General features: G+C 70.5%; 15 protein-coding genes. 12 read left to right on the top strand and 3 right to left on the bottom strand.

Going from position 1 to position 22940, the window contains the following annotated elements; genetic code table 11:
* The first annotated feature begins 1 nt into the window (after position 1).
* The 8 genes from ureG (at position 2) to OV208_RS04125 (ending at position 8541) form a co-directional block, all read left to right on the top strand.
* On the top strand, positions 2-718 hold the full coding sequence (gene ureG / locus OV208_RS04160) for an urease accessory protein UreG (RefSeq protein WP_267572486.1): 717 nt from the start codon (positions 2-4) through the stop codon (positions 716-718).
* A gap of 57 nt (positions 719-775) precedes the next feature.
* The gene (locus tag OV208_RS04155) at positions 776-3277 is read left to right on the top strand and encodes a sensor histidine kinase (RefSeq protein WP_267572485.1); all 2502 of its coding nucleotides are present in this window, start codon (positions 776-778) and stop codon (positions 3275-3277) included.
* The gene (locus tag OV208_RS04150; protein WP_267572484.1) at positions 3277-4062 is read left to right on the top strand and encodes an AraC family transcriptional regulator; all 786 of its coding nucleotides are present in this window, start codon (positions 3277-3279) and stop codon (positions 4060-4062) included. Before OV208_RS04155 ends, OV208_RS04150 begins: the two co-directional genes overlap by 1 nt.
* A 36-nt stretch (positions 4063-4098) precedes the next feature.
* On the top strand, positions 4099-4470 hold the full coding sequence (locus OV208_RS04145; protein ID WP_267572483.1) for a VOC family protein: 372 nt from the start codon (positions 4099-4101) through the stop codon (positions 4468-4470).
* Between the two features lie 235 nt (positions 4471-4705).
* The gene (locus OV208_RS04140) at positions 4706-5491 is read left to right on the top strand and encodes a carbonic anhydrase (RefSeq protein ID WP_267572482.1); all 786 of its coding nucleotides are present in this window, start codon (positions 4706-4708) and stop codon (positions 5489-5491) included.
* Positions 5492-5855: 364 nt separating this feature from the next.
* Positions 5856-6281: a hypothetical protein gene (locus OV208_RS04135; RefSeq protein ID WP_267572481.1), complete on the top strand. Its 426-nt coding sequence runs from the start codon at positions 5856-5858 to the stop codon at positions 6279-6281.
* Between the two features lie 19 nt (positions 6282-6300).
* On the top strand, positions 6301-6774 hold the full coding sequence (locus tag OV208_RS04130; protein ID WP_267572480.1) for a hypothetical protein: 474 nt from the start codon (positions 6301-6303) through the stop codon (positions 6772-6774).
* 183 nt (positions 6775-6957) lie between these two features.
* The gene (locus OV208_RS04125; RefSeq protein ID WP_267572479.1) at positions 6958-8541 is read left to right on the top strand and encodes a response regulator; all 1584 of its coding nucleotides are present in this window, start codon (positions 6958-6960) and stop codon (positions 8539-8541) included.
* A 47-nt stretch (positions 8542-8588) separates the two neighbouring features.
* On the opposite strand, the gene OV208_RS04120 is transcribed toward OV208_RS04125, so the two are convergent.
* Both OV208_RS04120 and OV208_RS04115 read right to left on the bottom strand, forming a co-directional pair.
* Positions 8589-12041, bottom strand: a complete 3453-nt coding sequence (locus OV208_RS04120; protein ID WP_267572478.1) for a carboxypeptidase regulatory-like domain-containing protein — start codon at positions 12039-12041, stop codon at positions 8589-8591.
* Between the two features lie 323 nt (positions 12042-12364).
* Positions 12365-13537, bottom strand: a complete 1173-nt coding sequence (locus tag OV208_RS04115) for an acyltransferase family protein (RefSeq protein ID WP_267572477.1) — start codon at positions 13535-13537, stop codon at positions 12365-12367.
* Positions 13538-13655: 118 nt separating this feature from the next.
* Between OV208_RS04115 and OV208_RS04110 the strand changes: the two genes are divergently transcribed.
* The 3 genes from OV208_RS04110 to OV208_RS04100 all read left to right on the top strand — a co-directional run bounded on the left by OV208_RS04110 (position 13656) and on the right by OV208_RS04100 (position 19019).
* Complete coding sequence (locus OV208_RS04110; protein WP_267572476.1) at positions 13656-14576, top strand: ABC transporter ATP-binding protein; 921 nt, start codon at positions 13656-13658, stop codon at positions 14574-14576.
* Complete coding sequence (locus tag OV208_RS04105; RefSeq protein WP_267572475.1) at positions 14573-18187, top strand: M1 family aminopeptidase; 3615 nt, start codon at positions 14573-14575, stop codon at positions 18185-18187. Before OV208_RS04110 ends, OV208_RS04105 begins: the two co-directional genes overlap by 4 nt.
* A 172-nt stretch (positions 18188-18359) precedes the next feature.
* The gene (locus OV208_RS04100; RefSeq protein ID WP_267572474.1) at positions 18360-19019 is read left to right on the top strand and encodes a hypothetical protein; all 660 of its coding nucleotides are present in this window, start codon (positions 18360-18362) and stop codon (positions 19017-19019) included.
* Here OV208_RS04100 and OV208_RS04095 read toward each other — a convergent pair.
* The gene (locus tag OV208_RS04095) at positions 19016-20509 is read right to left on the bottom strand and encodes a DUF4397 domain-containing protein (protein ID WP_267572473.1); all 1494 of its coding nucleotides are present in this window, start codon (positions 20507-20509) and stop codon (positions 19016-19018) included. The genes OV208_RS04100 and OV208_RS04095 overlap by 4 nt on opposite strands.
* A gap of 345 nt (positions 20510-20854) precedes the next feature.
* On the opposite strand from OV208_RS04095, the gene OV208_RS04090 reads away from it, so the two are divergent.
* The gene (locus OV208_RS04090; RefSeq protein WP_267572472.1) at positions 20855-22879 is read left to right on the top strand and encodes an alpha/beta fold hydrolase; all 2025 of its coding nucleotides are present in this window, start codon (positions 20855-20857) and stop codon (positions 22877-22879) included.
* Positions 22880-22940: the final 61 nt, after the last annotated feature.

The raw sequence follows: 22940 nt of genomic DNA, 5'->3' as shown, positions 1-22940 counted from the left end.
CATGCACGACGACGACCACCGCGGCCATGGGCAGGACGGGCACGAGCACACGCACGAGGAGCTGGACCACCCGGGCCACTTCGACGCGCGCGACAAGCCGCACCGGCGCGACTATTCGCAGCGGGCCTTCACGATAGGGATTGGCGGCCCGGTGGGCAGCGGCAAGACGGCGCTGGTGCTGGCGCTGTGCAAGAAGCTGCGCGACCAGTACCGGCTGGGCGTGGTGACCAATGACATCTTCACGAAGGAGGACGCGGAGTTCCTGGTGCGCAACCAGGCCCTGCCTCCTGAGCGCATCAAGGCGGTGGAGACGGGCGGCTGTCCGCACGCGGCCATCCGCGAGGACATCAGCCACAACCTGCTCGCGCTGGAGCAGCTGATGGAGGAGCTACACCCGGAGCTGCTCATCGTGGAGAGCGGCGGCGACAACCTGGCCGCGCAGTACAGTCGGGAGCTGGCGGACTACACCGTGTACGTCATCGACGTGGCGGGCGGGGACAAGGTGCCGCGCAAGGGCGGGCCGGGCATCACGCAGTCGGACCTTTTGATCATCAACAAGACGGACCTCGCACCCCACGTGGGCGCGGACCTGGGCGTGATGGACCGGGACGCCCGGAAGATGCGCGGCGAGGGGCCCTTCGTCTTCACCCAGGTCACGCGGGACGTGGGGGTGGACACCGTGGTCGGCCACCTGCTGGACGCCTGGCGACGACGCTAGGTACTGGACGGGCGAGCGGCCTGGCAGCCACTCCGGCACCGACAACCGGGGTGGGTTGTGTACTCTGCGCCCGTGGGCATCCTGGAGCGGGCACGGGTTGAGTGGTTCGCGGCGGCGTTTGGACTCGTCGTGGGGACCACGATGGTCTTCGTGCCCTATGAGTTCGGGGCCGCCCTCTTCCAGCACATCTATCCGCACGTCCGTCCGCTCGGCAGCCTGTTCCTCGTGGGCTCGGCGACGATGCTCGTCGCGATGCTGTACCCCGGATGGAACGCGTTCGTGGGGTGGGTGGGCCGGGCGCTCTTCGTCGGCGCGGTCGCCTTCTACTGGTGGTCCACCGCCGTCCTGAACAGCAGCCTGACGGGAAGCATCCTCTACCCGCTGATGGTGGGGGCGCTGCTGCTGGAGCGGACCGCCCGCTTCCAGGGGCGGGGCCTGCTGGGGGTGTTCATCGCGTGCGTGGCGCTGAGCTTCGGGGGGCTGATGGCCCTGAACCCCCAGACCTATCAGCGCTTCTCGCTGCTGGAGTCCGTCCCGCTCGTGCGGTGGATGGGCGTGCTCTTCCTGGCCATGGGGGCGTTGCTGGCGGTGGGGGCGTGGCGTCAGCGGCCAGGGGCCTGCCGGCTCGCGCTGGGGGGCCTGGGCGTCCTGTTCGTGAACATGACGTTCGCGCTGGGGGCGCGGGCCTCGTGGGCGGGCATGGGGGTGTACGCGGTGCTCGCCGTGTCGTGCCTGGTGTTGCTGCTGCTGCGCCGGGTGCCGGCGCCGGCGGGGGTGCGCTGGCGGTTGTTTCGCGGCATGGCGCTGGCGTCGGTGCTGCCCATCCTGGGGCTGGGCGCGGTGACGTCCACGCTCGCGCAGAGCGCCCTGGAGGTGGAGCTGCGGGAGAAGGCGCGGCAGGCGGTGGCCGCGGAGACGGCGTGGCTGGACCAGACGGCCACCGTGGCGAGCTCGATGCTGCGTGCGCAGAGCCGGGACGCGGCCTTCGTGGCCGCGGCGCGCGCGGGGAACCGCGAGGGCCTTCGCGAGCGGGTGGACCTGCTGGAGAATGACTCCGGCCTGTTCGACGCGGCCTGGGTGCTGGATGCGACGGGGGAGACGCTGGTGGCCTCCTCGCGGCTCAAGCGCTCCGGCAACTTCTCCGACCGGGAGTACTTCCAGCAGGCGCTGAAGGGGGGCGACGAGGTGCTGTTGTCGCGGCCCTTCCTCACGCGCGCGGGCCTGCCCTTCGTCGTCTTCACCGCGCCGGTGGACCTGGGCGGGGGCGGGCGGCTCATCCTGGTGGCGGGGTTGTCGTTGCAGCGGTTGGGTTTGCATCCGACGCTGGCCTCGCGCAGCTACCACGTGGAGCTGTTCGACCGGCGCGACGGCAGCCTGCTGCGCGAGACGAACCGGGGCGACGTGCTCACCCGGGCGCCCGTGCTGGGGTTGCTCTCGCCGGAGTCCCTGGCGGCGCCCGAGGGCATGGCGGAGGCGTTCGACGCACGGGGACGCCGGTTGATGGTGGCGCACGCGCAGGTGACGGACACGCCCTGGACGGTGGTGGTGACGGCGCGGCTGCGCGAGGCGTTCGCGCCGGTGACGCGCATGGGGGCGTGGGTGGTGGTCATCGCGGCGTTGGCGGGCGCCATCGCGCTGGTGTTGTCGCAGTGGGTGGGGCGGGACGTGGCGCAGCGGCTGGAGGCGCTGCGGGACGGCTTCGCCTCGCTGGGCACGCCGGCGCTGGAGGGCGGCCAGCGGGTGCAGGCCCGGGGCGACGACGAAGTCACCCAGCTGGCCTCGGGCTTCAACGACATGGCGGCGCGCATCGACCGCACACAGAAGGAGCTGCGCGAGGCCATCGCCATCCGGGACCAGTTCCTGTCCATGGCGAGCCATGAATTGCGCACGCCGCTGACGCCGCTGAAGGCGACGCTGGAGTTGCTCATCCGCCAGTCCGAGGCCGGCCAGGAGCTGAACCCGGAGCGCAAGCGCGCGACCTTCGCGCGACTGAACCGGCAGGTGGACCGGCTGACGCGGCTGATTGGCGACATGTTGGATGTTTCACGGCTGCAATCCGGGCGCTTCACGTTGACGGTGGCGCCCATGGACCTGGGGGCGCTGGCGCACGAGGTGGTGGAGCGCATCCAGTCCTCCCGGCCGGAGCGCCAGGGCCTGTTGTCACTGGAGCTTCCCCAGGCGCCGCTGGTGGGCCGGTGGGATGAGCAGCGGTTGGATCAGCTCCTCACGAACCTGGTGGAGAACGCGCTGCGCTATTCGCCGCCGGAGACGCCGGTGCGGATCCGCGTGGTGGAGGAGCCGGATGGGGTGCGGGTGGACGTGGAGGACCGGGGCATCGGCATTCCGCGGGAGAGCCTGTCGCAGCTCTTCACGCCCTTCTACCGCGCGCACAATGCCACCGAGCACTACGCCGGAGGCCTGGGGCTGGGGCTGGCCATCTGCCGCGAAATCGTGGAGCGCCACGGGGGACTCATCCAGGTGACGAGCGCGGGGCCGGGGCAGGGCTCCTGCTTCACGGTGCGGCTGCCCCGTGCCGCCGTGGTGGAAGCCGCCGCCTGATGCGCTACGTGGAGGTCCTTCCGTGCGCGGCGCTGGCGCCGTACGTGCGGTGCTACTGGGCGATGGAGACGTCGGGGCCGCTGCCGGGGCCGCACCGGGTGCTGCCGGACGGGTGCCTGGACATCCTGGTGGACCTGTCGGACGGGGTGCGTCCGAGGGTGGTGGGGGCGATGCGGACGGCGTCGGTGGTGCCGCTGACGGCCCCCACGTCCATCGTCGCGGTGCGCTTCCGTCCGGGGGGAGCGCAGCCGTTCCTGAGGCTGCCGTTGCAGGAGCTGACGGACGCGCAGGTGGCGCTGGGGGACCTCTGGCCGCGCGTCGCGCGCGAGGGGTGGGAGCGGCTGGGGGACGTGGGCGGGATGGCCGCGCGCTTCGCGCTGCTGGAGCGGCTGCTGCTGCGCCGGCTGCCAGCGCGGGTGGAGGACGCGGGGGTGGCGCACGCGGTGGGGCTCATCGAGGGCGCGAGGGGGCAGGTGCCGGTGCGCTCCCTGGAGCAGGTGATGGGGGTGGGGGCGCGGCAGGTGGAGCGGCGCTTCCAGGCGGTGGTAGGCCTGTCGCCGAAGGTGCTGTGCCGCATCGAGCGGCTCCAGCACGCGCTGGCGCTGCTCCAGGGGCCGCGCAGGGTGGAGGGCGCGGAATGGGCGCTGGCGGCGGGGTACTACGACCAGGCGCACCAGGTGCGGGAGTTCCGGGCGCTGGCGGGGCTGACGCCAGGGGCGTACGCGCGGGAGCGGGCGCGAGCGGAAGTCGGATTCGTACAATCGCCGGACGCGGCGGGTGCGTAACGTAGGGGCGTTCCCTTCCTGGAAGAGAGGCCTCCCATGTCCACGACCCCCGAAGCGCAGCAGGCAGAGCAGCACCACCGCATCGACTACATCGAGTTCCCCACCCGGGACACCGGGGAGGCGAAGCGCTTCTACGGCGACGTCTTCGGCTGGAGCTTCGAGGACTACGGCCCGGCCTACACCAGCTTCAAGGACGGCCGGCTCAATGGCGGCTTTGATGCGTCGCTGCCGGTGGGCAAGGGGGGCGTGCTCGTCGTCCTGTATTCCAAGGACCTGGAAGCGACGCACGCCAAGGTGCTCGCGGCGGGAGGGCGCATCGTGAAGGACACGTTCTCGTTCCCCGGCGGCAAGCGCTTCCACTTCGCCGACCCCACGGGTAACGAACTGGCGGTGTGGACCGAGCCTTGAGACACGGGACACATGGACGTCTGGCATTGGCGCGGCGCCGTGACAAACATGTGACAAAACCTGCTTAGTCCGAAATATTTAGAAATTTGAATCTCAGGGGATTTTTCGGCACAAAGCGGAACACGTTCGTCCGACCGTACCCGACGGTCGGCGAGCGTGAGCCATGGGCGTCCCTGGATTGATACCGGGGATGACCTGTTTGTGTTTGCCGCCTGCGTCCAAGGATCCCACACCCATGTTTCACTCCCGCACCGTCTCCGTGCGCGCCCTGAAGGGCGCGTTGCTGTCTTCCCTGTTGCTGTCTTCCAGTGCCTTCGCTGAAGAGGAAGTGCACTGGGGCTATGTCCAGTCCGTGAGCCCGGAGCACTGGGCCGAGATCCCGGGTGACGCGCTCTGTGGTCAGGGCGTGATGCAGTCGCCCATCGCGCTGGTGACGGCGGGCGCCGCGCATCCCCAGCAGGCTGTCCCCAGCTTCCACTACGCCACGAGCCACGTGCGGATGGTGAACACGGGCCACACGGTGCAGTTCAACTACGACGTCGGCAGCACGGTCCGGGTGGGCGCCAACGAGTACAAGCTGGCGCAGTTCCACTTCCACACGCCCAGCGAGCACACGAAGGACGGCGTGGAGTACCCGCTGGAGATGCACCTGGTGCACACGGACGCGAACGGGACGCCCGCGCTGGTCGTGGGCGTGCTCATCCAGGAGGGCTCGGTGAACGCGGCGCTGTTCACGGCCTTCCGGAACCTGCCCCGGCACGCGGGGGAGCAGAGCTCTCCGGTGGGCGCGCTCATCAACGCGAGCATGCTCCTGCCGCGCGACCGGGCCTTCTTCCAGTACGCCGGTTCGCTCACCACGCCCCCGTGCACCCAGGGGTTGCAGTGGTACGTGATGAAGAACCCCATTGAGATGTCCGACGCGCAGATCGCCGCCATCGAGCGACTGCCGCACCTCAACCCGAACAACCGCCCCCTGCAGCCGCTGAACGGCCGCACCGTCAGCGCGCACTCCGGGCACTGAGGACTTGGCTGGGGCGAAGGGCGGGAAGTACACTCGTACATCCATGCGGCACTGCGTGACATGCTGGCTCTTGCCTGTCTTCCTCATGGCGCTGGCCGGCTGTTCTCCGGCCGGTCCTGCTCCTGGCGTGTGGCGGCCCGCGCCGGGTGCGTCTCCGACCACGCCCATCCCCGGTCCGCTGCCTGGCTTTGGCCCCTTCCAGTCGTTCTCGGAGGCGTTGCAGGCAGCGTGTCCGTTCATCCTCTCGAAGCCCAATGCCGTCGCGGGTTACCTGCGGGACCGGGACCCGCGACTGGCCTTTCGGGCGTCGACCGAGTACTGCGCGTGGCTTTAATACCCGCCGGATCATCTCTACGAGATGAGCATGCTGACGGATCAGGCCGCATCCGACGATCTGGTGTCGGGAAAGCGAAGCTGCATCCTTCCCGCCACGGTGGCGGATGCCCGCTACGCGCCGGGAGAGCTCAAGTACATCTTCGCACTGCACAACCATCCGTTTGGTGGGCCTCCTTCTCCTGGGGACCTCCGCTTCACGGGTGAGATGGCGCGTGTGCATGCCTGGGCCATTGAGACGCAGGACAGCAAGGTGTTGCTGTCCATCATCGCCTTCTTCTCGAACTCGGGAGACGCCGAGAACCCGACCTGTGATGGCTTCTACCAGTACGTTCCCGCGACCCGAGACATGTTGAAGTGGACCCGTGCCGACAAGGGGTGGTCTCGTGAGGCGCTGGGCACGGTGACCTGGTTCAACACGACGACCTATCGCCTCGACAAGAAGCCGCGTCGATGACCACGGACCTGGACTCCCGATGACGATGCGACAAGGCAGTCTCCTGGTGGTCATCCTGTTCGTGGGCTGTGTTCGAGGCTCCCGGCCCGAGCCCGTCCCCGTGGAGGACGACAGGTCCATCGTCTTTCCGTCGTTCTCGGACGCGGACGTCGCGGAGGTCCAGCCTTCGCAGCGCCCCTATGTGCTGGAGGGCGCGCTGCTTCAGGCGCTGATGGTCGCCACGCAGGACTTCCTGCCGCCGACCTCGAAGGACGTTCCCTGTCAGCACAGGCCCGAGGCCCAGCGGTACCAGGTGCTGCGTCGGGATGACCTCTACTTCATCCACATCTCCGAGGACCCGACGGTCTGCGGCAAGACCTACCCGTCGCTGGACTCGGGCGCCTGGTACGCCATCGGCCGGGACGGACGGATCCGTCGACGTGTCCTGGACGGCATGCCGGATGCGCCGGTGGACGCGCTCACGGATGGTATGGAGGCTCCCCGCAGAATGTGAACTGAGACACGCCTGGCCGGCTGCCCTCCTGGATGGCAGCCAGGCCCATGTTGCGGTCTCAACAGTTTCCAGATCCGCGCGCCCGGCCCCTTCGAAAGGATGGCGGGATCCACGCGGTCCGGGTTTTCGCACCTCCCAGACGCACGGTAGAAACCCGCCAGACCGTCCCTGGGAAAGTCGCTCGTGATCGCCACCGCCACCGCCACCATCCTTCACGTCAACGACACACCCGCCAGTCTCTACCTGGGCTCCTACTCGCTGCGCCGGGCCGGCTACCACGTGCTGGAGGCCGTGACCGGCGGCGAGGCCCTGAAGGTCGCGCTCGAGGGGCGCCCCGACGTCGTCGTGCTCGACGTGAAGCTGCCGGACATGAGCGGCTACGAGGTGTGCCGCCTCCTGAAGGCGGACCCCCGCACCCGGGAGACCTCCGTCATCCACACGTCGGCGACGTTCATCACCGCGGAGAAGAAGGTCATCGGCCTGCGCGCGGGCGCGGACGTCTACCTGACGCAGCCGTTCGACCCCGAGGAGCTCATCGCCACCGTCAACAGCGTCCTGCGCCTGCGACGCGTGGAGCGCGAGGCCCTGGCCAACGCGGCCCGCCTGGAGGAAGCCGACCGCAAGAAGGACGAGTTCCTGGCCATGCTCGGCCACGAGCTGCGCAACCCCCTGGCCGCCATCGCCCTCGCGGTGCAGATGCTCGGACAGAAGGACTCGAACGGCCTGTCCGAAGCGGATTCGCGCCGCCGCTCCATCATCGAGCGGCAGGTGAGCCACCTGCGTCACCTGGTGGACGACCTGCTCGATGTCAGCCGCATCACCCGGGGCAAGTACTCCCTGCGCCGCGGCCGGTTGGACCTCAACACCGTCCTGCACCATTCGCTCGCCGCCGCCCGGCCGGTGATGGAGGAGCGCCTGCTCGTCCTGAAGGAGGCCCTGCTCGCGGAGCCCTGCTGGGTGGACGGAGACCGGACGCGGCTGGAGCAGGTCTTCACCAACCTGCTGGACAACGCCGCGAAGTATTCGCCCGAAGGCAGCGTCATCACCGTGGGCGCCCACGTGGACGCGGACCACCGCGTGTGCGTGTCCGTTCAGGACACCGGCATCGGACTTCCCCCAGGTGAACAGGAGCGCATCTTCGAGCTCTTCGCGCAGCTGGACACGGGGCTTGCGCGCAGCCGGGGCGGGCTGGGCATTGGCCTGACGCTGGTGCGCCACCTGGTGGAGGAGCACGGCGGCCAGGTGTCGGTGTTCAGCGAAGGCCCCGGTCAGGGCAGCACCTTCACCGTCACGCTGCCCCTGCTCGCGGACGCCGTGCGGCCCGAGGCGCACGTGGAGCGCGTGGAGACGCAGAAGGGCGAGTGGCGCATCCTCCTGGTCGACGACAACCCCGACGCGCGCGAGGGCCTGAGCGAGATGCTCCAGATGTGGGGCCACACCGTCGTGGTCGCCTCGGATGGCCACGAGGCGCTCAGTCTGGCGACCCCGGGCTCCTACGACGTCATCATCCTGGACATCGGGCTGCCCGGGCTGAGCGGCTACGAGGTGGCGGAGGAGCTGCGCCAGCGCGTGGCGTCCGACGCGCACCTCATCGCGCTCACCGGCTACGGGGCGCCGGAGGACCGGGCCCGCAGCGAGGAGGCGGGCTTCGACCTGCACCTGGTCAAGCCCGTGGAGCTGGTGGAGATTGGCCGCGTGCTCGCGCAGTTGGGCCCGGTGAAGCGCGGTGCGCACCCCCGTCAGCGGGTGCGCGCCAGGAGCGCGTGAGTCGCCGCCACGGCGCGAAAGCAGGGCCCCGCGCCGGGCCTGCCGTTTCAGCGCGCTGGGACGCGCAGCACCTTGCCGGGAGGCAGCGTGTTCATGTCGTCCGAATAGCCTCCCCAGAGGGTGAGGGTGCCATCCTGATGAAGCACGGCATTCGCGTGGTCCGACCCCATGGCCAAGGCCACCACCTGCGTCTGGACGGGGGGCGGCAGGCCATTGCGGCTGCCGTTCAGGTTGGTCGACGATTCTCCCCAGGCGATGACACTCTCATCCGAGAGCACGGCCAGTCCGTGGTTGTCGCGGCGACTGAGGGCCACGGTCCGCACCCCCGTCAGTCCCTGGGGGAGGGGCCGCTCCGGTGAGTGGGTGCCCCAGGTCACCAGGCTGCCATCCACCTTGCGCGCGACACTCGAAACGGTGCCCGCGGAGACCTCCACCACGTCCGTGAGTCCCTGCGGGACCGTGGCCGCGCCATGGCTGTTGTTGCCCCAGGCGACGACGGTGCCATCCGCCCGGAGCGCCAGGGCGTGGGTGCGGCCCCCGGAGATGGCGATGACGTCCGTGACGCCCGGAGGCGCCTTCGAAGCGGGGCTGTCGACGCTCCCCCACGAGACCAGGGTGCCGTCGTTTTTGAGGGCCACGGCGAAGCCGTAGCCCGTGGTGATGGCGACCACACCGGACAGGCCCCTGGGAGGGTCACCCACGTGATCGGTGTTGTAGCCCCACCAGTCGACCGTTCCATTCTCCTTGAGCACCATGCCGTAGTCGTCCTCCGCGGCGATGCTTACGATCCCCTGCTTCAGGGACGCGGGCGCGTTCGACCAGACGCTGCTGTCCGCGAGGTGCTGGACGGTGGCATCCGGGAGGATGCCCAGGCCCCAGGAGTCGCCAATGGCCAGCGTCTTCTGGGCCACCACCCGGACCTGCGCCGTGAGTGTCTGCTGGGGCACGCCTGTCTTGAACACCACCGGGTGGATGCCCGGAGGTACTTCGTAGGGCATCCGCACGACGACGCCGGTCTGGCTCCAGGAGATGACCTGCGCCGGAGCGCTTCCGTTCACCGTCACCTGGGAAGAGCCTGGCGCGTCACCCAGGTTCGTGCCGGTCAGGGTCACCCACCCGCCCTGCACCGCGAGCGAGGGGATGGACGTGAACGTGGGCGGCGGCAGGCGGGTGAGCTGCAGCGACACGTTCGTCGTCGCGTTCGCGCTCACCGTCACCGACTGTTCGGCCTTCGCATAACCCTCCTTGAGCGCCTTCAGCACGTAGCCCCCCGTGGGCAGCCCCACCAGCGCGAAGTGGCCCTGGGCATCCGGCGTGATGGGCGTGGCGAGGCCGCTCTGGAACACCGTGATGCCCGACAGCTCCCCTCCATCCGAGAGCACGACCTGTCCGACCACCTGCCCGCGCAGTCGGGACAGTTGGAGGGACACGGAGACGGACTGTTTCGCCACGACCGTGACGGACGCGCGCTGCTCCGCGTGGGTGGACCGGCTGGCCCGCACCTCGTACGTGCCCACCGGCACGCCCGCGAGGGTGAAGGTGCCGTCCGCCTGGGTGGTGGCGCGCAGGGAGGTGCCCGTCAGCGTCACCTCGGTGCCGTCGAGGCTTCCGGCCGCGACCTCCTCCAGGAGCACGGTGCCCGTCACGTCGCCCCGGAGGAGGCTCATCGTGATGTTGGTGCTGCGGGAGTCATCCAGCGCGACACTCACCGACACGTTCACGGTCTCGTACGGGCTCAGGGTCGCCTGGAGCGAGTAGTCCCCTGGCGGCAGGCGGGTGAACTGGAAGCTTCCCGACGCGTTGGTCGTGACGGAGTCGGTCCGCCCCACGAGGTCGATCCGCACGCCCGAGTGGTTCGTGCGGCCCTCCAGCGTCACGCGGCCCTGGATGGAGCCGTAGCGCCGCTCCAGGGTCATGGACACGGACGCCGTCGCATCCGCCTGCACCTGCACCAGCGGTTGGGGCGACGTGTAGCCGGCCCGGACCGTGTCCACGAGATAGGAGCCCGTGGGCACGCCCTCCAGCACGAAGCGCCCTTGCGCGTCCGTGGTGGTCACCCCGGTCAAGCCTCGCAGCGACACCTGGGTGCCCGCGGGGTCCTGGGCGTCATCCAGCAGCGCCACGCCCTCCACGCGGCCCCGGCTGCGCGCCAGGGTGAGCGTCACGGACGTGGAGGCGGCCTCCTTTACCTCCACCGCCTGGCGCGTGGTCGTGTAGTCGGCCTTCGTGGCCAACAGCGCGTAGCTGCCCGTGGGCACGCCCGGAAGCGTGAAGCGACCCTCCGCGTCCGTGGCGGTGGACGTGGCCGTGCCCTCCAACTGGAGGGCGATGCCCGAGGGGCTGACGCCGCCTTCCAGCAGCACCTGACCCACGAGGTCTCCCCGGCTCAGGATGAGCGGGAGCGTGACGGTCGTGGTCGCGTCCTGCGTCACCTCCACCGACTGGCGCACGGTCGTGTAGCCGGTCTTCGTGGCCACCAGCACGTAGGTGCCCGTGGGGACACCGCCCAGCGTGAAGCGCCCTTGCGAGGTCGACGTGGTGACCGCGCTCGTTCCTTCCAGCATCACCGTGACGCCCGGGGCCTGGGTGGCGCCGTCCAGCGTCACCTGTCCCTGGAGGGTGCCCCGGTGCCGGGTGAGCGAGAGCGTGACGGACGAGGATCCGGTCGCCTTCACCTCCACCGACTGGCGCACGGCCGTGTAGCCCTCCTTCGAGGCGACCAGCGAGTAGGTCCCCGTGACCACGCCCTCCAGCGCGAAGCGACCCTGGCTGTCCGTGGTGGTGGCCGTGTCCGTGCCCTCCAGGGCCACGGCGACGCCCAGCGCGGGGGCGGAGTCACTCAGGCGCACCTGGCCTTCGATGCGGCCCCGGTAACGGCCGAGCAGGAGCGTGAGGAGCGTGTCGTTGCCCTCCGTCACCTCCACCGGCTGGCTCACGGTCGCGTAGCCGGTCCTCGAAGCCTTCAGGACGTAGCTGCCCGTGGGCACGCCCTCCAGCGCGAAGCGCCCTTGCGCGTCCGTGGTGGCCGTCTGGTTCGCGCCTTCCAGGGTCACCGTGACGCCCGAGCCATCCGTGGAGCCTTCCAGTGTGAGGACGCCACTCACCCGACCGCGGGCGCGCAGCAGCGCGAGCGACACTTCGACGGAGTCATCCGCGTCCACGGACAGGGACTGGCGCGCCTGCGTGTAGCCGGTGCGCGCGGCGGTGAGCTCATAGGTTCCCGCGGGGACCTTCTCCAGGACGAAGGCGCCCGCCGCGTTCGTGGTGGCGCGCAGCTCCGTGCCGGTGAGGGACACCTGGACGCCCGCGGCGTTCGTCGCGCCCTCCAGGGAGACCGTACCCACGACCCGGGCCGGACCGCTCGGGTCGGTCGGGTCGACCGGGTCGACCGGGTCGACCGGAGTGGGCAGGGGGGGCGGCGCGGGCGACATCCCTGGCTCCTGGCAGGCCGCGAGGGTGAGCATGAGACTCAACAACAAGACAGACGGCGACAGGCGCATCGGGAATTCCTGGAATGGGCGACAGGGGATGGGGCTCGCTCCGGCGGGGACCGGAACACGCGAGGGTTGGACGCGCCGAGCCCCCGGTCGACGTAAGGCAGCCTGCCGGTATTCAGGCCAGACCGCATGTTCCCAGGTCGTTGTGCAGCAGTGCCCTACCTCGACGGTCTTGCCTCAATGCCGCGTCAGGGCTGTCAAGGGCAGCTCACGGAACACCAGGTCGCCAGGCCCGAGTCGCAACGCCGCCTGGACGAAGCGCTCGGTGACCACGAGGTGTCGTGGGGCACCACATCGCGGATGGGGGCTCCGCCGTGAGGATTGACTCACACCAGTGGCTGGATGCCTGGCTCCGCCTGCCTCGCACCACGTCCCGCCCACCGCGCGCGAATCCACCTGCGCGCGGGCTTCTCCACCCACTGGTGCGCGAGCACGCACAGCACCAGGACGCCCACCGTCAGCACCACCACCGCCCCCACGGACGTGGTCGAAACGTCCAGCCGCTTCATCACGGACTTCCACGTGAACAGCAGCGGCATGTGCAGGATGTAGAGCGAATAGCTCGCCTCCCCGAGGAAGCAGAACGGACGTGAGGCGAGCGCGCGCGCCACGAGTCCCTGGCTCCGGGGCAGCAACACGAGCAGCGCCGCGAACACCGGCGCCAGCAAGCCATTGTGCATCAGCGGGAAGGGCAGGGACGCACTGCCCATCAGCGCCGCGAGGATGACCACCCCTAGCGCCGTCAGCACGACCGGACGCGAGCGTGGAGCGGTGTCCGCGCGCAGCAGGAAGTAGCGGCCCGCGAAGAGGCCCAGGATGAACTCCGGCAGCCGCGCCACGGGGTTGAAGCGCAGCGCCCGCATCCACGGGCCGGAGTGATACGAGGACGCCGGGCCGTGGTCCGGATCCACCAGCAGGTAGAGCACTGGCAGCAACAGCGCGAGCGCATACGCCACCCCCGCACCCAGCGCGAGCGCCCGGGGACCTGTCTGGCCCAGGCGCACCGCGAGGAAGGGGAACACCGCGTAGAACACCGCCTCCACCGCCAGCGACCACCCCGCGCCGTTCCACGCGAGCGCCGTCCACGGCACCCAGCTCTGCATCAACAGCGGCGCGAGCACGAGCGCCCCATCCAGCCGCCACAGCTCCCCCGGTGCCTCCACCCACGCCGCGTGCAGGCCCTTGAAGAACGCGGGCGCGGCGAGCACGAGCCCCAGCGCGTAGAGGGGATACACGCGCGCGAAGCGGGCCACCCAGAACGCCTTGCGCGCCTCGCGCGTGGCGGGCGGGCGCTCCAGGTGGTGGTAGCCCAGGATGAAACCCGACAGCACGAAGAAGAACCCGACGCTCACATAGCCGCTGTCGAGCAGCCCGTGCAGCCCCGGCGGCGCCTCCGTGCCGGTGAAGACCATGTGGTACAGGTGGTACGCGCCAATGTGCGCGGCCGCGAGGAATCGCAGCCCGGTGAGGACATCCAGGTACCGCTGGGAAGAAGCCATGGGGCCTGTGAGTCTGGCAGCCCTGTTTTCATGTCTCAATCACCCAGGGCATCGCCTGCCTGCCTCGTTCGAGCGAGGATGGAAATGGGAGGCCCCCCTTTGGCGTAGAAGGGGCCTCATGCTCAGCCTGCGCAATCTGGTGAAGGTGTACCCGGGGCCGGTGACGGCCCTTCGCGGCGTGGACCTGGAAGTGCCCCTGGGGATGTTCGGCCTGCTGGGCCCCAACGGCGCGGGCAAGTCCACGCTGATGAAGATCCTCTCCGGCCTGCTGGAGCCCACCTCCGGCGAGGTGACGCTGGACGGCCTGGACCTGGTGCGCCACCCGGAGGCCCTGCGCCCCCACCTGGGCTACCTGCCCCAGGAGTTCGGCTTCTACCCGTACCTCTCCGGCCAGGACATGCTGCGTCACCTGCTGGAGCTCAAGGGCGTCACCGCGCCCCAGGGCCTGAAGGCGCTGTGCGCGCAATTGCTGGAGCGCGTGAACCTCACGTTCGCGGCGAAGCGCAAGGTGAAGGAGTACTCGGGCGGCATGCGGCAGCGGCTGGGCATCGCCCAGGCCCTGGCGGGCAATCCCAGACTCATCATCGTGGACGAGCCCACCGCGGGCCTGGACCCGGAGGAGCGCCAGCGCTTCTACCGGCTGCTGGCCGAAATCGCGCACGAGCGCACGGTGCTGCTGTCCACGCACATCGTGGAGGACGTGGCCATGCTCTGCCCGCGCTTCGCCGTCATCCGCCAGGGCCGCGTCGTCGCCATCACCAGCCCCAGCGAGGCGAAGGCCGCCCTCCTCGACACCCTCTACGAAGGCACCGTACCCCCAGCCGACATGGACAGCTTCCAGCAGTCGAACCGCGTCACCCAGGCCGTGCTCTTCGAGGGCAAGAACCGCGTGCGCATCCACGCGCCTTCGGGCACCCCCGTCCCGCCGGGCTTCGAGCGCACCCCGCCCACGCTGGAGGACGCGTACCTGCTCCTGATGAAGGACCTGCCCGCGTCCCCGGCGCCCGTGCCCGTCTCCACTCCAGTGGTGGGCGCGTGAACCCGGCCCGCCTCCTGCGCGTGGCGCGCACGGAGTTCCGCCACCAGGTGCGCCGCCCGCTGTTCTGGGTGCTGCTCGTGCTGCTCGTGGCCCTGGTGTGGGGCACGTCGTCGGGCAACGTCACCATCGCCGCGGGCAGCTCCGAGGTGGGCGGCAAGAAGGCGTGGATGACCAGCGCCTTCGCCGTGGCCCAGGCGGTGCTGCTGATCAACTTCCTGGTGTTCACCTTCTTCGTGTCGGTGGGCGCGGGCATGTCCGTCATCTCCGACGACGAGGCGCGCGTGCAGCCGCTCCTGCACACCACGCCGCTGACGCCCGCGGAGTATGTGTGGGGCAAGTTCCTCGCCGTGCTGGGCGCGTACGTGCTGGCGTTCGGCGTGCTGATGGGGCTGCTCGTCTTCTTCCACCACGTCGTGCCGGCGGGCGACGGCGCGGAGTTCCGGGGCCCCTTCGTCCCGGGCGGCTACGTGAGCGCCGCCGTGTGGTTCGGCCTGCCGCTCATCGTCTTCATGGCGGGGTGCGCCTTCGCGGTGGGCGAGCGCACGCGCCGCGCGGTGCCGGTGTACTTCCTGCCGGTGGGCCTGTTCTTCCTGTGCGCCTTCTTCCTCTGGGACTGGGCGCCCGGCTGGCTGGATCCGCGCATCAACCGGTTCCTCATGGCGGTGGATCCAGGCGGCTTCCGCTGGCTCACCGAGACGTGGATCAAGGTGGACCGGGGCGTGGACTTCTACAACACGCAGCCCGTGGGGCTGGACGCGCTCTTCGTCACCAGCCGCATCGCGCTGATGGCCCTGGGCCTGGGCGCGGTGGCCTGGAGCGAGCGCCACTTCCGCAAGGCCCTGAGGGGCGAGGTGCGGGTGCGCTCGCCGCGCAAGGGCCCCTCTTCCCTGGACGCGCCCCCGGAGCAGGTGGCGTTGTCGCACGCGGAGGCGCCGCTGTCCGCGCTGGGCATGGCCGTGCGGCCGCCGGGCTTCTGGACCGGCCTGGCGACGGTGGCGCGCTCGGAGGCGCGGGGCCTGTTGTCGCAGCCGGGGCTCTACCTGTTCCTGCCGCTGCTGCTGTTGCAGATGGTGTCCCAGGCCGCCACCGCGCTGGGGCCCTTCGACACGGAGCTGCTGCTGGTGCCGGGGCGCTTCGCGGTGCGCTCGATGAACTCGGCGTCCGTGCTGGTGTGCCTGTTGTTGATGTTCTACGTGGTGGAGTCGCTGGAGCGCGAGCAGTCGTGCGGCTTCGCGCCCATCCACGACGCGACGCCGGTGCGCACGCTGTCGGTGCTGTTGGGCAAGGCGCTGGCGAACGGCCTCATCGCGGTGGTGCTCATGACGGTCATGGGGCTCGCCGGCACGCTGGTGCAACTGTCGGAGGGCACGGTGCCGCTGTCGCTGACGCCGTACTTCCTGGTGTGGGGGCTGCTGCTGGGGCCCACGTTCATCCTGTGGAGCGCGTTCCTCCTGGCGGCGCGCGCGGTGACGGGAGGCCGCTTCGGCACGTATGCGCTGGCCCTGGGCGTGCTGGGGCTCAGCGGCTTCCTGGCCGTGCGCGATGACCTCACCTGGGTGACGAACTGGCCGCTGTGGGGCGCGGTGCGGTGGACCGACCTGGGCGCGTTCCAGGTGGACCGCCCAGCGCTGGTGCTCAACCGGGTGGCGGCGCTGGGGCTGGCGGTCTTCTTCACCGCGCTGGCGGCGCGGCTGACGGAACGCAGGGCGCGGGACTCCGTGACGGTGCTGGAGGCGCTGCGGCCTTCGGGGCTGGCGCGGGGCGTGTGGCGGCTCGGGCCGTACCTGGTGGTGCCCGTGGTGGCGCTCGTGGCGGTGGGGGTCCTGGTGGGCCAGGGCCACCAGGGGGCGGCCGCGAAGAAGCGCGCGAAGGAGTACTGGCAGCGCAACCTGGCGACGTGGAAGGGCGCGCCCCAGCCCTCGCTGGCGGCGGTGGACCTGGACCTGGACCTGGAGCCGGCGGAGGGCGCCTTCCGGATGAAGGGCACGTACACGATGATCAACCGGCACGCCGAGCCGCTCGCGCGCTTCGCCTTGAGCGGCGGTGACGCGTGGACGGACGTGCGCTGGACGGTGGATGGGAAGGACGCGGCGCCGGAGGACCGCTCCGGGCTGTATGTCTTCACGCCGTCCGCGCCGCTGGCGCCCGGCGCCACGCTGACGGTGGGCTTCCAGTACCAGGGCCACGTGCCGGACGGCGTGTCCCGCTCGGGCGGCGCGCTCAGGGAGTTCATCCTGCCCTCGGGCGTGGTGCTCACCAGCGAGGAGCCCACCTTCGCGCCGGTGGTGGGCTACCAGGAGGAGCGTGGCATCGACCCGAAGGAGAACCGCTACGAGCCGCGCGTGTATCCGGATGACTTCTACGTGGGGCCCACGGAGCCCTCGTTCGGCAACGACACGCCGTTCCCCTTCCGGATCCGCCTCTCCGGGCCGGAGGCCTACACGCTCAACTCCGTGGGCGTGCGCGAGAGCGACACGGTGAAGGACGGCCGCCGCACCACGGTGTGGAAGAGCGACCACCCGGTCAGCTTCTTCAACGTCATCGCGGGGAAGTGGGCTCGGCTGGAGGGCGAGGGCACGGTGGTGTTCCACGACCCGGCGCACGGCTACAACGTGAAGGAGATGTCGCGGGGGCTGGTGGCCGCGCGCAAGTACTACTCGGAGTGGTTCCACCCGTATCCATGGGCGGAGCTGAAGCTGTCGGAGTTCGCGGGCCTGGACAACTACGCGCAGGGCTTCCCCACGGACATCACGTTCTCGGAGTCCATCGGGTTCCTCACGCGCACGACGCCGGAGTCGAACGCGGTGATGCTCGTCACCGCGCACGAGGCCGCGCACCAGTGGTGGGGCAACATGCTCGTCCCCGGCAAGGGACCGGGCGGCAACGTCCTGGCGGAGGGCATGTCGCACTACTCGGCGCTGAAGCTCATCGAACAGTTGGACGGAGAGGAGTCGCGCCGGCAGAACGCGCGGCGCATGGAGGAGCGCTACGCCAAGGGCCGGCGCGTGGACGGGGAGCGACCGCTGGTGAAGCTGGACGGCTCACGCGAGGAAGACGGGGTGGTCTTCTACGAGAAGGGCGGCTGGGCCTTCTGGATGCTGGAGGACCTGATGGGCCGGGACGCGATGCACGCGGGGCTCCACGCGTTCCTGGACCAGTACATGGCCAACGCGGACCACCCGGTGGTGCAGGACTTCCTCGCGGTGATGCGCCCCTTCGCGCCGGACGCGGCGGCCTTCGACGCCTTCACCCGGCAGGCCTTCTTCGAGGTGGTGGTGCCCGAGTACCGCGTCACCGACGCCCGCGTGACGAAGGAGGGCGCGCGGTGGGTGACCACGGCGACGGTGACGAACGTGGGCACCGGCCGCATGCCGGTGGAGGTGGCGGTGGTGAAGGGCGAGCGCCCCAAGACGCCTCCGGGCGCCGGTGACGCGAAGCCGCCCGCCACGGACTTCCACGAGGCCCACGTGCGCGTGGAGCCGGGAGCGGGAGCGGAGGCTCGGGTGACGGTGCGCTCGGACTTCGCGCCGGAGCGGCTGGTGGTGGACCCCGACGTGCGCGTGCTCCAGCTCCGCCGCGAGCAGGCCCTGGCTCCGCTCACCGCGCCGTGACGCGATGACATGACACGCTGACAGGTGCGCGTTCGCGCGCGTTTGACACGCTGTCGCGGTGCCGGGCTCCACGCTCGGTCGCTCCCTCTGTGAGCGCGCTGGCACATGGCTTGCGATGGGCTCCCCGCACGACGGACCGCGACGGTCCGGATTCGTTTCGGGGGTTCAGCACATGGTGGCGATGCGGAAGTGGGGGCTGTTGCTGTCGTTGGTGTCGACGTCGGTGTTCGCGCAGGAAGCCATCGCGACGGGCCCGGTGCCCATGGCGCGGCGCAACGTGTTGTCTGTGTCGGTGCCGGTGAGCGCGCAGTCCCGGGTGGAGCTCGAAGGGGAGCACGTGCTGGGCGAACGTGTCTCCGTGGGGCTGGGGGTGTTCGTGTCCCTGCATGAGAACCGTCAGCGGTGGGCGGACGAGCCGGCCACCGAACTGGAGGGGCAGAACTACAGATACTTGCAGGCGGGCCTGGCCCCGGCGGTGCGCTTCTACCTGACGGGCACCGCGCCCCAGGGCCTGTGGGTGTCCCCACGACTGGAGGTGGGCTACGGGCGTGACTCCCTCAAGACGACGGGCACCGAGGTGGTCAACCAGGCCTTCAATGAGAGTCAGAATGAGGCCTGGTTCCTGGGGGGCTCGGGGGTCCTGGGCTACAGCATGGTGCTGGAGTCTGGCTTTACCGCCCGAGCAGGGGTGGGGTTGGGCGTCCGGCGTGAATTCGCCTCCTACGAGTACCTCTCTCAGGACTCGCAAGGCCGCACTTCTCTCCACAAGTCCAAGAATAGCAGTTGGAGCCTCACGCAGCAGCTCCTGCTCAACCTGGGCTGGGCCTTCTAGGGCTCGCGAGGCTGCGCGCTCACGGCCCATGGCGTGCGCGTGGTGTCTACCAGCAGCAACTGGAGGTCCCAGGCGCCCGGTGCGGCCCCGGGCAGGTCGGTGGAGACGGCGAAGACGCGCGTGTCCGGCTGGGGTGTCACCTTGAAGGTCGCGCGCGGCGAGCGGTTGGCATCGTTCGAAGGCACCACGCCCAGCGTGACGGTGCCGCCAGACGGCAGGGGCAGCCCGTCCTGCGCGGTGGCGCCGGCGAAGGGCACGCCGAGGAAGGGCGCGTCGGGCAGCACGCGGCGCTCCGAGCCCAGCGGGCCCACGTCCACGGTGGGCGTGTCCGACGCCGCGTGCACCCAGCGCAGCCGCAGGTTGGTGGGGTCGTTCGCGAAGCGCTCCGTGAGCGGCAGCAGGGTGAACGCGGGCGCGGAAGGCCCGGGCGGTGTGACGTATCCGGAGGCGACCATCAGGTAGCGCTCGCCCGGGACGAGGACGGGCGTGGTGGCCGACGCCACCGGAGTCGTCGCGGGCCGCGCGTTGCCCGGCGTGTTGGCGAAGAAGTCGAGCACGTAGGTGCCCGGCGGCACCTGGAGCGACGTGGACAGCGCGCCGTAGGGCAGGGCGTCGGTCAGCTCGCGGTCGCTGGCGAAGAGGTCCAGCGGCGGCGCATCCGGGGACGCGTTCAGCACGTACAGCGTCGGGTTCTGCCGGAGGATGGCCAGGGTGCCGTCGCGGCCGGCGGTGAGCAGCGAGAAGCTGTCGCCCGCGCGCGCGGGTTCGGCCCAGAGGCCGGTGAGCACGAGCAGCGTGTCCGTGCCCGAGCCGAGCGCGGGCACGGTGAAGGACGTCAGCACCCGGTCGGTGCCGCCGGTGACGAGCCCCACCTGGAGCGCGGCGCCGGAGGGCACCACCAGCGCTTCGTCTCCCGAGGTCTGGAAGCGCGACAGGGACGCCACCTCCACGGAGCCGTCCTGGCCCAGGTCGACGCCCACGTCCCGCATGTCCGAGCCCGCGTGCACGATGCGCACGCGGGACAGGCCCTGGTCCGCGGGCACGGGGTTGTCGCGCAGCAGCACCGTGCGCAGCGCGGCCTCCGAATCCGACGACTGGAACTGGCCGGCGGTCACCACCGTCCAGCGCGTCCCTGCCTCCAGGCGCACCGGCGTGGAGGCCACGGGCTGTGAGTCCGGGGACGCGCCCGTGGGACGCAGCTCCACCGTCACACTGGCCGGCTCCCGCGTGAGGTAGGGCGTGGTGGTGCCATAGGCCACGGCGCGGGCCAGGGGCGTGGAAGTGCCGGCCAGGTAGATGTCCATCGCGGGCGCGCCCGGCGCGGCCTGCACGATGCGGAGCTGCGCCGTGGTGGGCGGGACGATGACCGGCCCGTCCTGGTCGGGCGGCGTGTCGGAGTCCGCCCCGCTGCCTCCGCCGCACGCGGGCGCGAGCAGGCCCAGCGACGTGAGCGCGACGGCGAGCAGTGTCTTCCTCCGCATCCAGACCATGTCGAAGTCCCCTCCTCGGCGGTCCGCGGACGCGGCTCGGCACCGATATCGACGACGGTAGGGTGGGACCCCTGCCGCACAGGGGCTACCCCCCGAGAAGCTTTGACTGTCGCTCCCCGACGTTGTCCGCCGGAGCACGTCGCAACCCCCGGGCATCCTGGGACTTCGGGCCGGAGGACGTGGAGCGCGGCATGGCGGTCCGTTGCCGGAATCGGACCGCCACGGCTGCCCGGTCGCCGCACGGCGGCGGGCCGCGACGTGTTCAGCAGGCGTCATGGGGCACGGCCGGGAACGTCACGGGTCGATGTCGGGGGGGACGGCGGCGCTGGTAGGGTCGGAGGCACCATGACCTTCGCGTCCCTTCCGCTCCTCGTGACCCTGCTCACGGCGCAGACGCCCGCGCCGACGAAGCCCGCCCCCGCGCCCGCCGCCGCGAAGTCGCCGTCCGCCGTCGCCGGCATCGCGCCGCTGCCCGGCCTGCCCAACCTGTGGGCGAGCGGTGTGCCGGCGGTGCCGCCCGCCCTGTCCCAGCGCGTCCAGCAGTACCTGGAGTCGCGCTCCGCGCAGCTGCTGGACGTGAGCGACGACGGGCAGCAGGTGCTCATCGCGACGCGCTTCGCGGACGTCAACCAGCTCCACCTGGTGGAGATGCCGCTGGGGGCTCGCACGCAGCTCACCTTCACGAAGGAGCCCATCAACCGGGCGCGCTTCCTGCCGGGCAATCCGCGCGTCATCTTCTACCTGCAGGACAAGGGCGGCGGAGAGTTCTTCCAGGTGCTCAAGCTGGACCGGGGCACGGGGCGCTCGGAGCTGCTGACGGACGGCAAGAGCCGGCATCAGGACCTGGTGGTGTCGAAGGACGGGCGCTGGCTCGCGTACGCGGGCACGGGGCGCAACGGCAAGGACACGGACGTGTACATCGCGCCCACGGCGGACCCCCGGCAGGCGAAGCGGGTGACGGAGGCCGAAGGGAGCTGGAGCCCCGAGGACTTCTCGCGCGACGGCTCGAAGCTGCTGGTGCGTCAGTACCGCGCGGCGGACGACGCGGACCTGAGCGTGGTGGATTTGAAGACGAACACGCGCACGCAGCTCACGCCGAAGGAGGGCAAGGGCAGCGTGGGGGCCGCGGTCTTCACGCACGACGGGCAGGGCGTGTACCTGGCGACGGACCGCTACAGCGACTTCGCGGAGGTGTACCGGCTGCCCCTCACCGGCACGCCCCCGGCCACGCCCGCGTCGCTCACGAAGTCGGTGCGTTGGAACGTGGAGCGCCTGGAGCTGTCCTCGGACGGGCGGAAGTTGGCGATGACCGTCAACGAGGAGGGCTACGGCCGGCTGTACCTGCTGGACGCGCGCACGCAGGCGCTGTCCGCGGTGGAGACGCCGAAGGGGGCGATGGGCGGGCTGCGCTTCGCCGGGAAACGTTCGGACCGGGTGGCGTTCTCGCTGACGTCGGCGCGGGTGCCGCTGGATGTCTTCATGGTGGACCTGCCCACGAAGAAGACGACGCGCTGGACGCGCTCGGAGGTGGGTGGGTTGGATCCGGAGACCTTCGTGGAGCCGGAGCTGGTGCGCTACCCGTCCACGGATGGGGTGACGGTGCCGGCGTTCCTGTACCGGCCGAAGAACGCGAAGGGGAAGGTGCCGGTGGTGGTGGTGTTCCACGGCGGCCCGGAAGGGCAGAGCGTCCCCAGCTTCAGCTCGCAGACGCAGTTGATGGCGACGGAGCTGGGGCTTGCGGTGCTGTTGCCCAACGTGCGCGGTTCGGAGGGGTACGGCAAGGCGTACCGGGCGATGGATGACGGCGTGAAGCGGGAGCGGAGCCTGGCGGACATCGGGGCCACGCTGGACTTCATCGCGTCGCGGCCGGAGCTGGATGCGTCGCGGGTGGGCGTGTACGGCGGTTCGTACGGGGGCTATCTGACGCTGGCCACGGCGACGTTCTTCCCGGAGCGCATCAAGGCGGCGGTGGACGTGGTGGGCATCTCGTCGCTGCCGTCGTTCCTGCGCAACACGCAGGCGTACCGCAGGGACCTGCGGCGCGCGGAGTACGGCGACGAGCGGGACCCGGCGGTGCTCCAGGTACAGGAGCGCATCTCGCCCCTGGGGTCGGTGGGCCGGATTCAAGCGGCGCTCTTCGTGCAGCAGGGTGCGAACGACCCGCGCGTGCCGCAGTCGGAGGCGGAGCAGGTCGTCCAGGCGGTGACGAGGAAGGGCTCGGACGTCTGGTACCTGCTCGCCACGGACGAGGGCCACGGGTTCCAGAAGAAGAGCAACCGGGACCTGGCCCAGACGACGGCGCTGATGTTCTTCGAGAAGCACCTGCTGGGGCCGGTGAGCGGGCAGGGGCCCGGGGCGGGTGGGAAATAGCCATCACCGCGCAACGAAATTTCGCGCGGCCGGCATGTCAGCGCCGGGAGGGCGTTACACC

Origin of the sequence: Corallococcus sp. bb12-1 (assembly GCF_026626765.1) — a bacterium.
In the GTDB taxonomy this organism is placed as follows: Bacteria; Myxococcota; Myxococcia; order Myxococcales; family Myxococcaceae; genus Corallococcus; species Corallococcus terminator.
The sequence above is the reverse complement of the archived record's forward strand: the minus strand, read 5'-3'. Positions and strand labels throughout refer to the sequence as shown.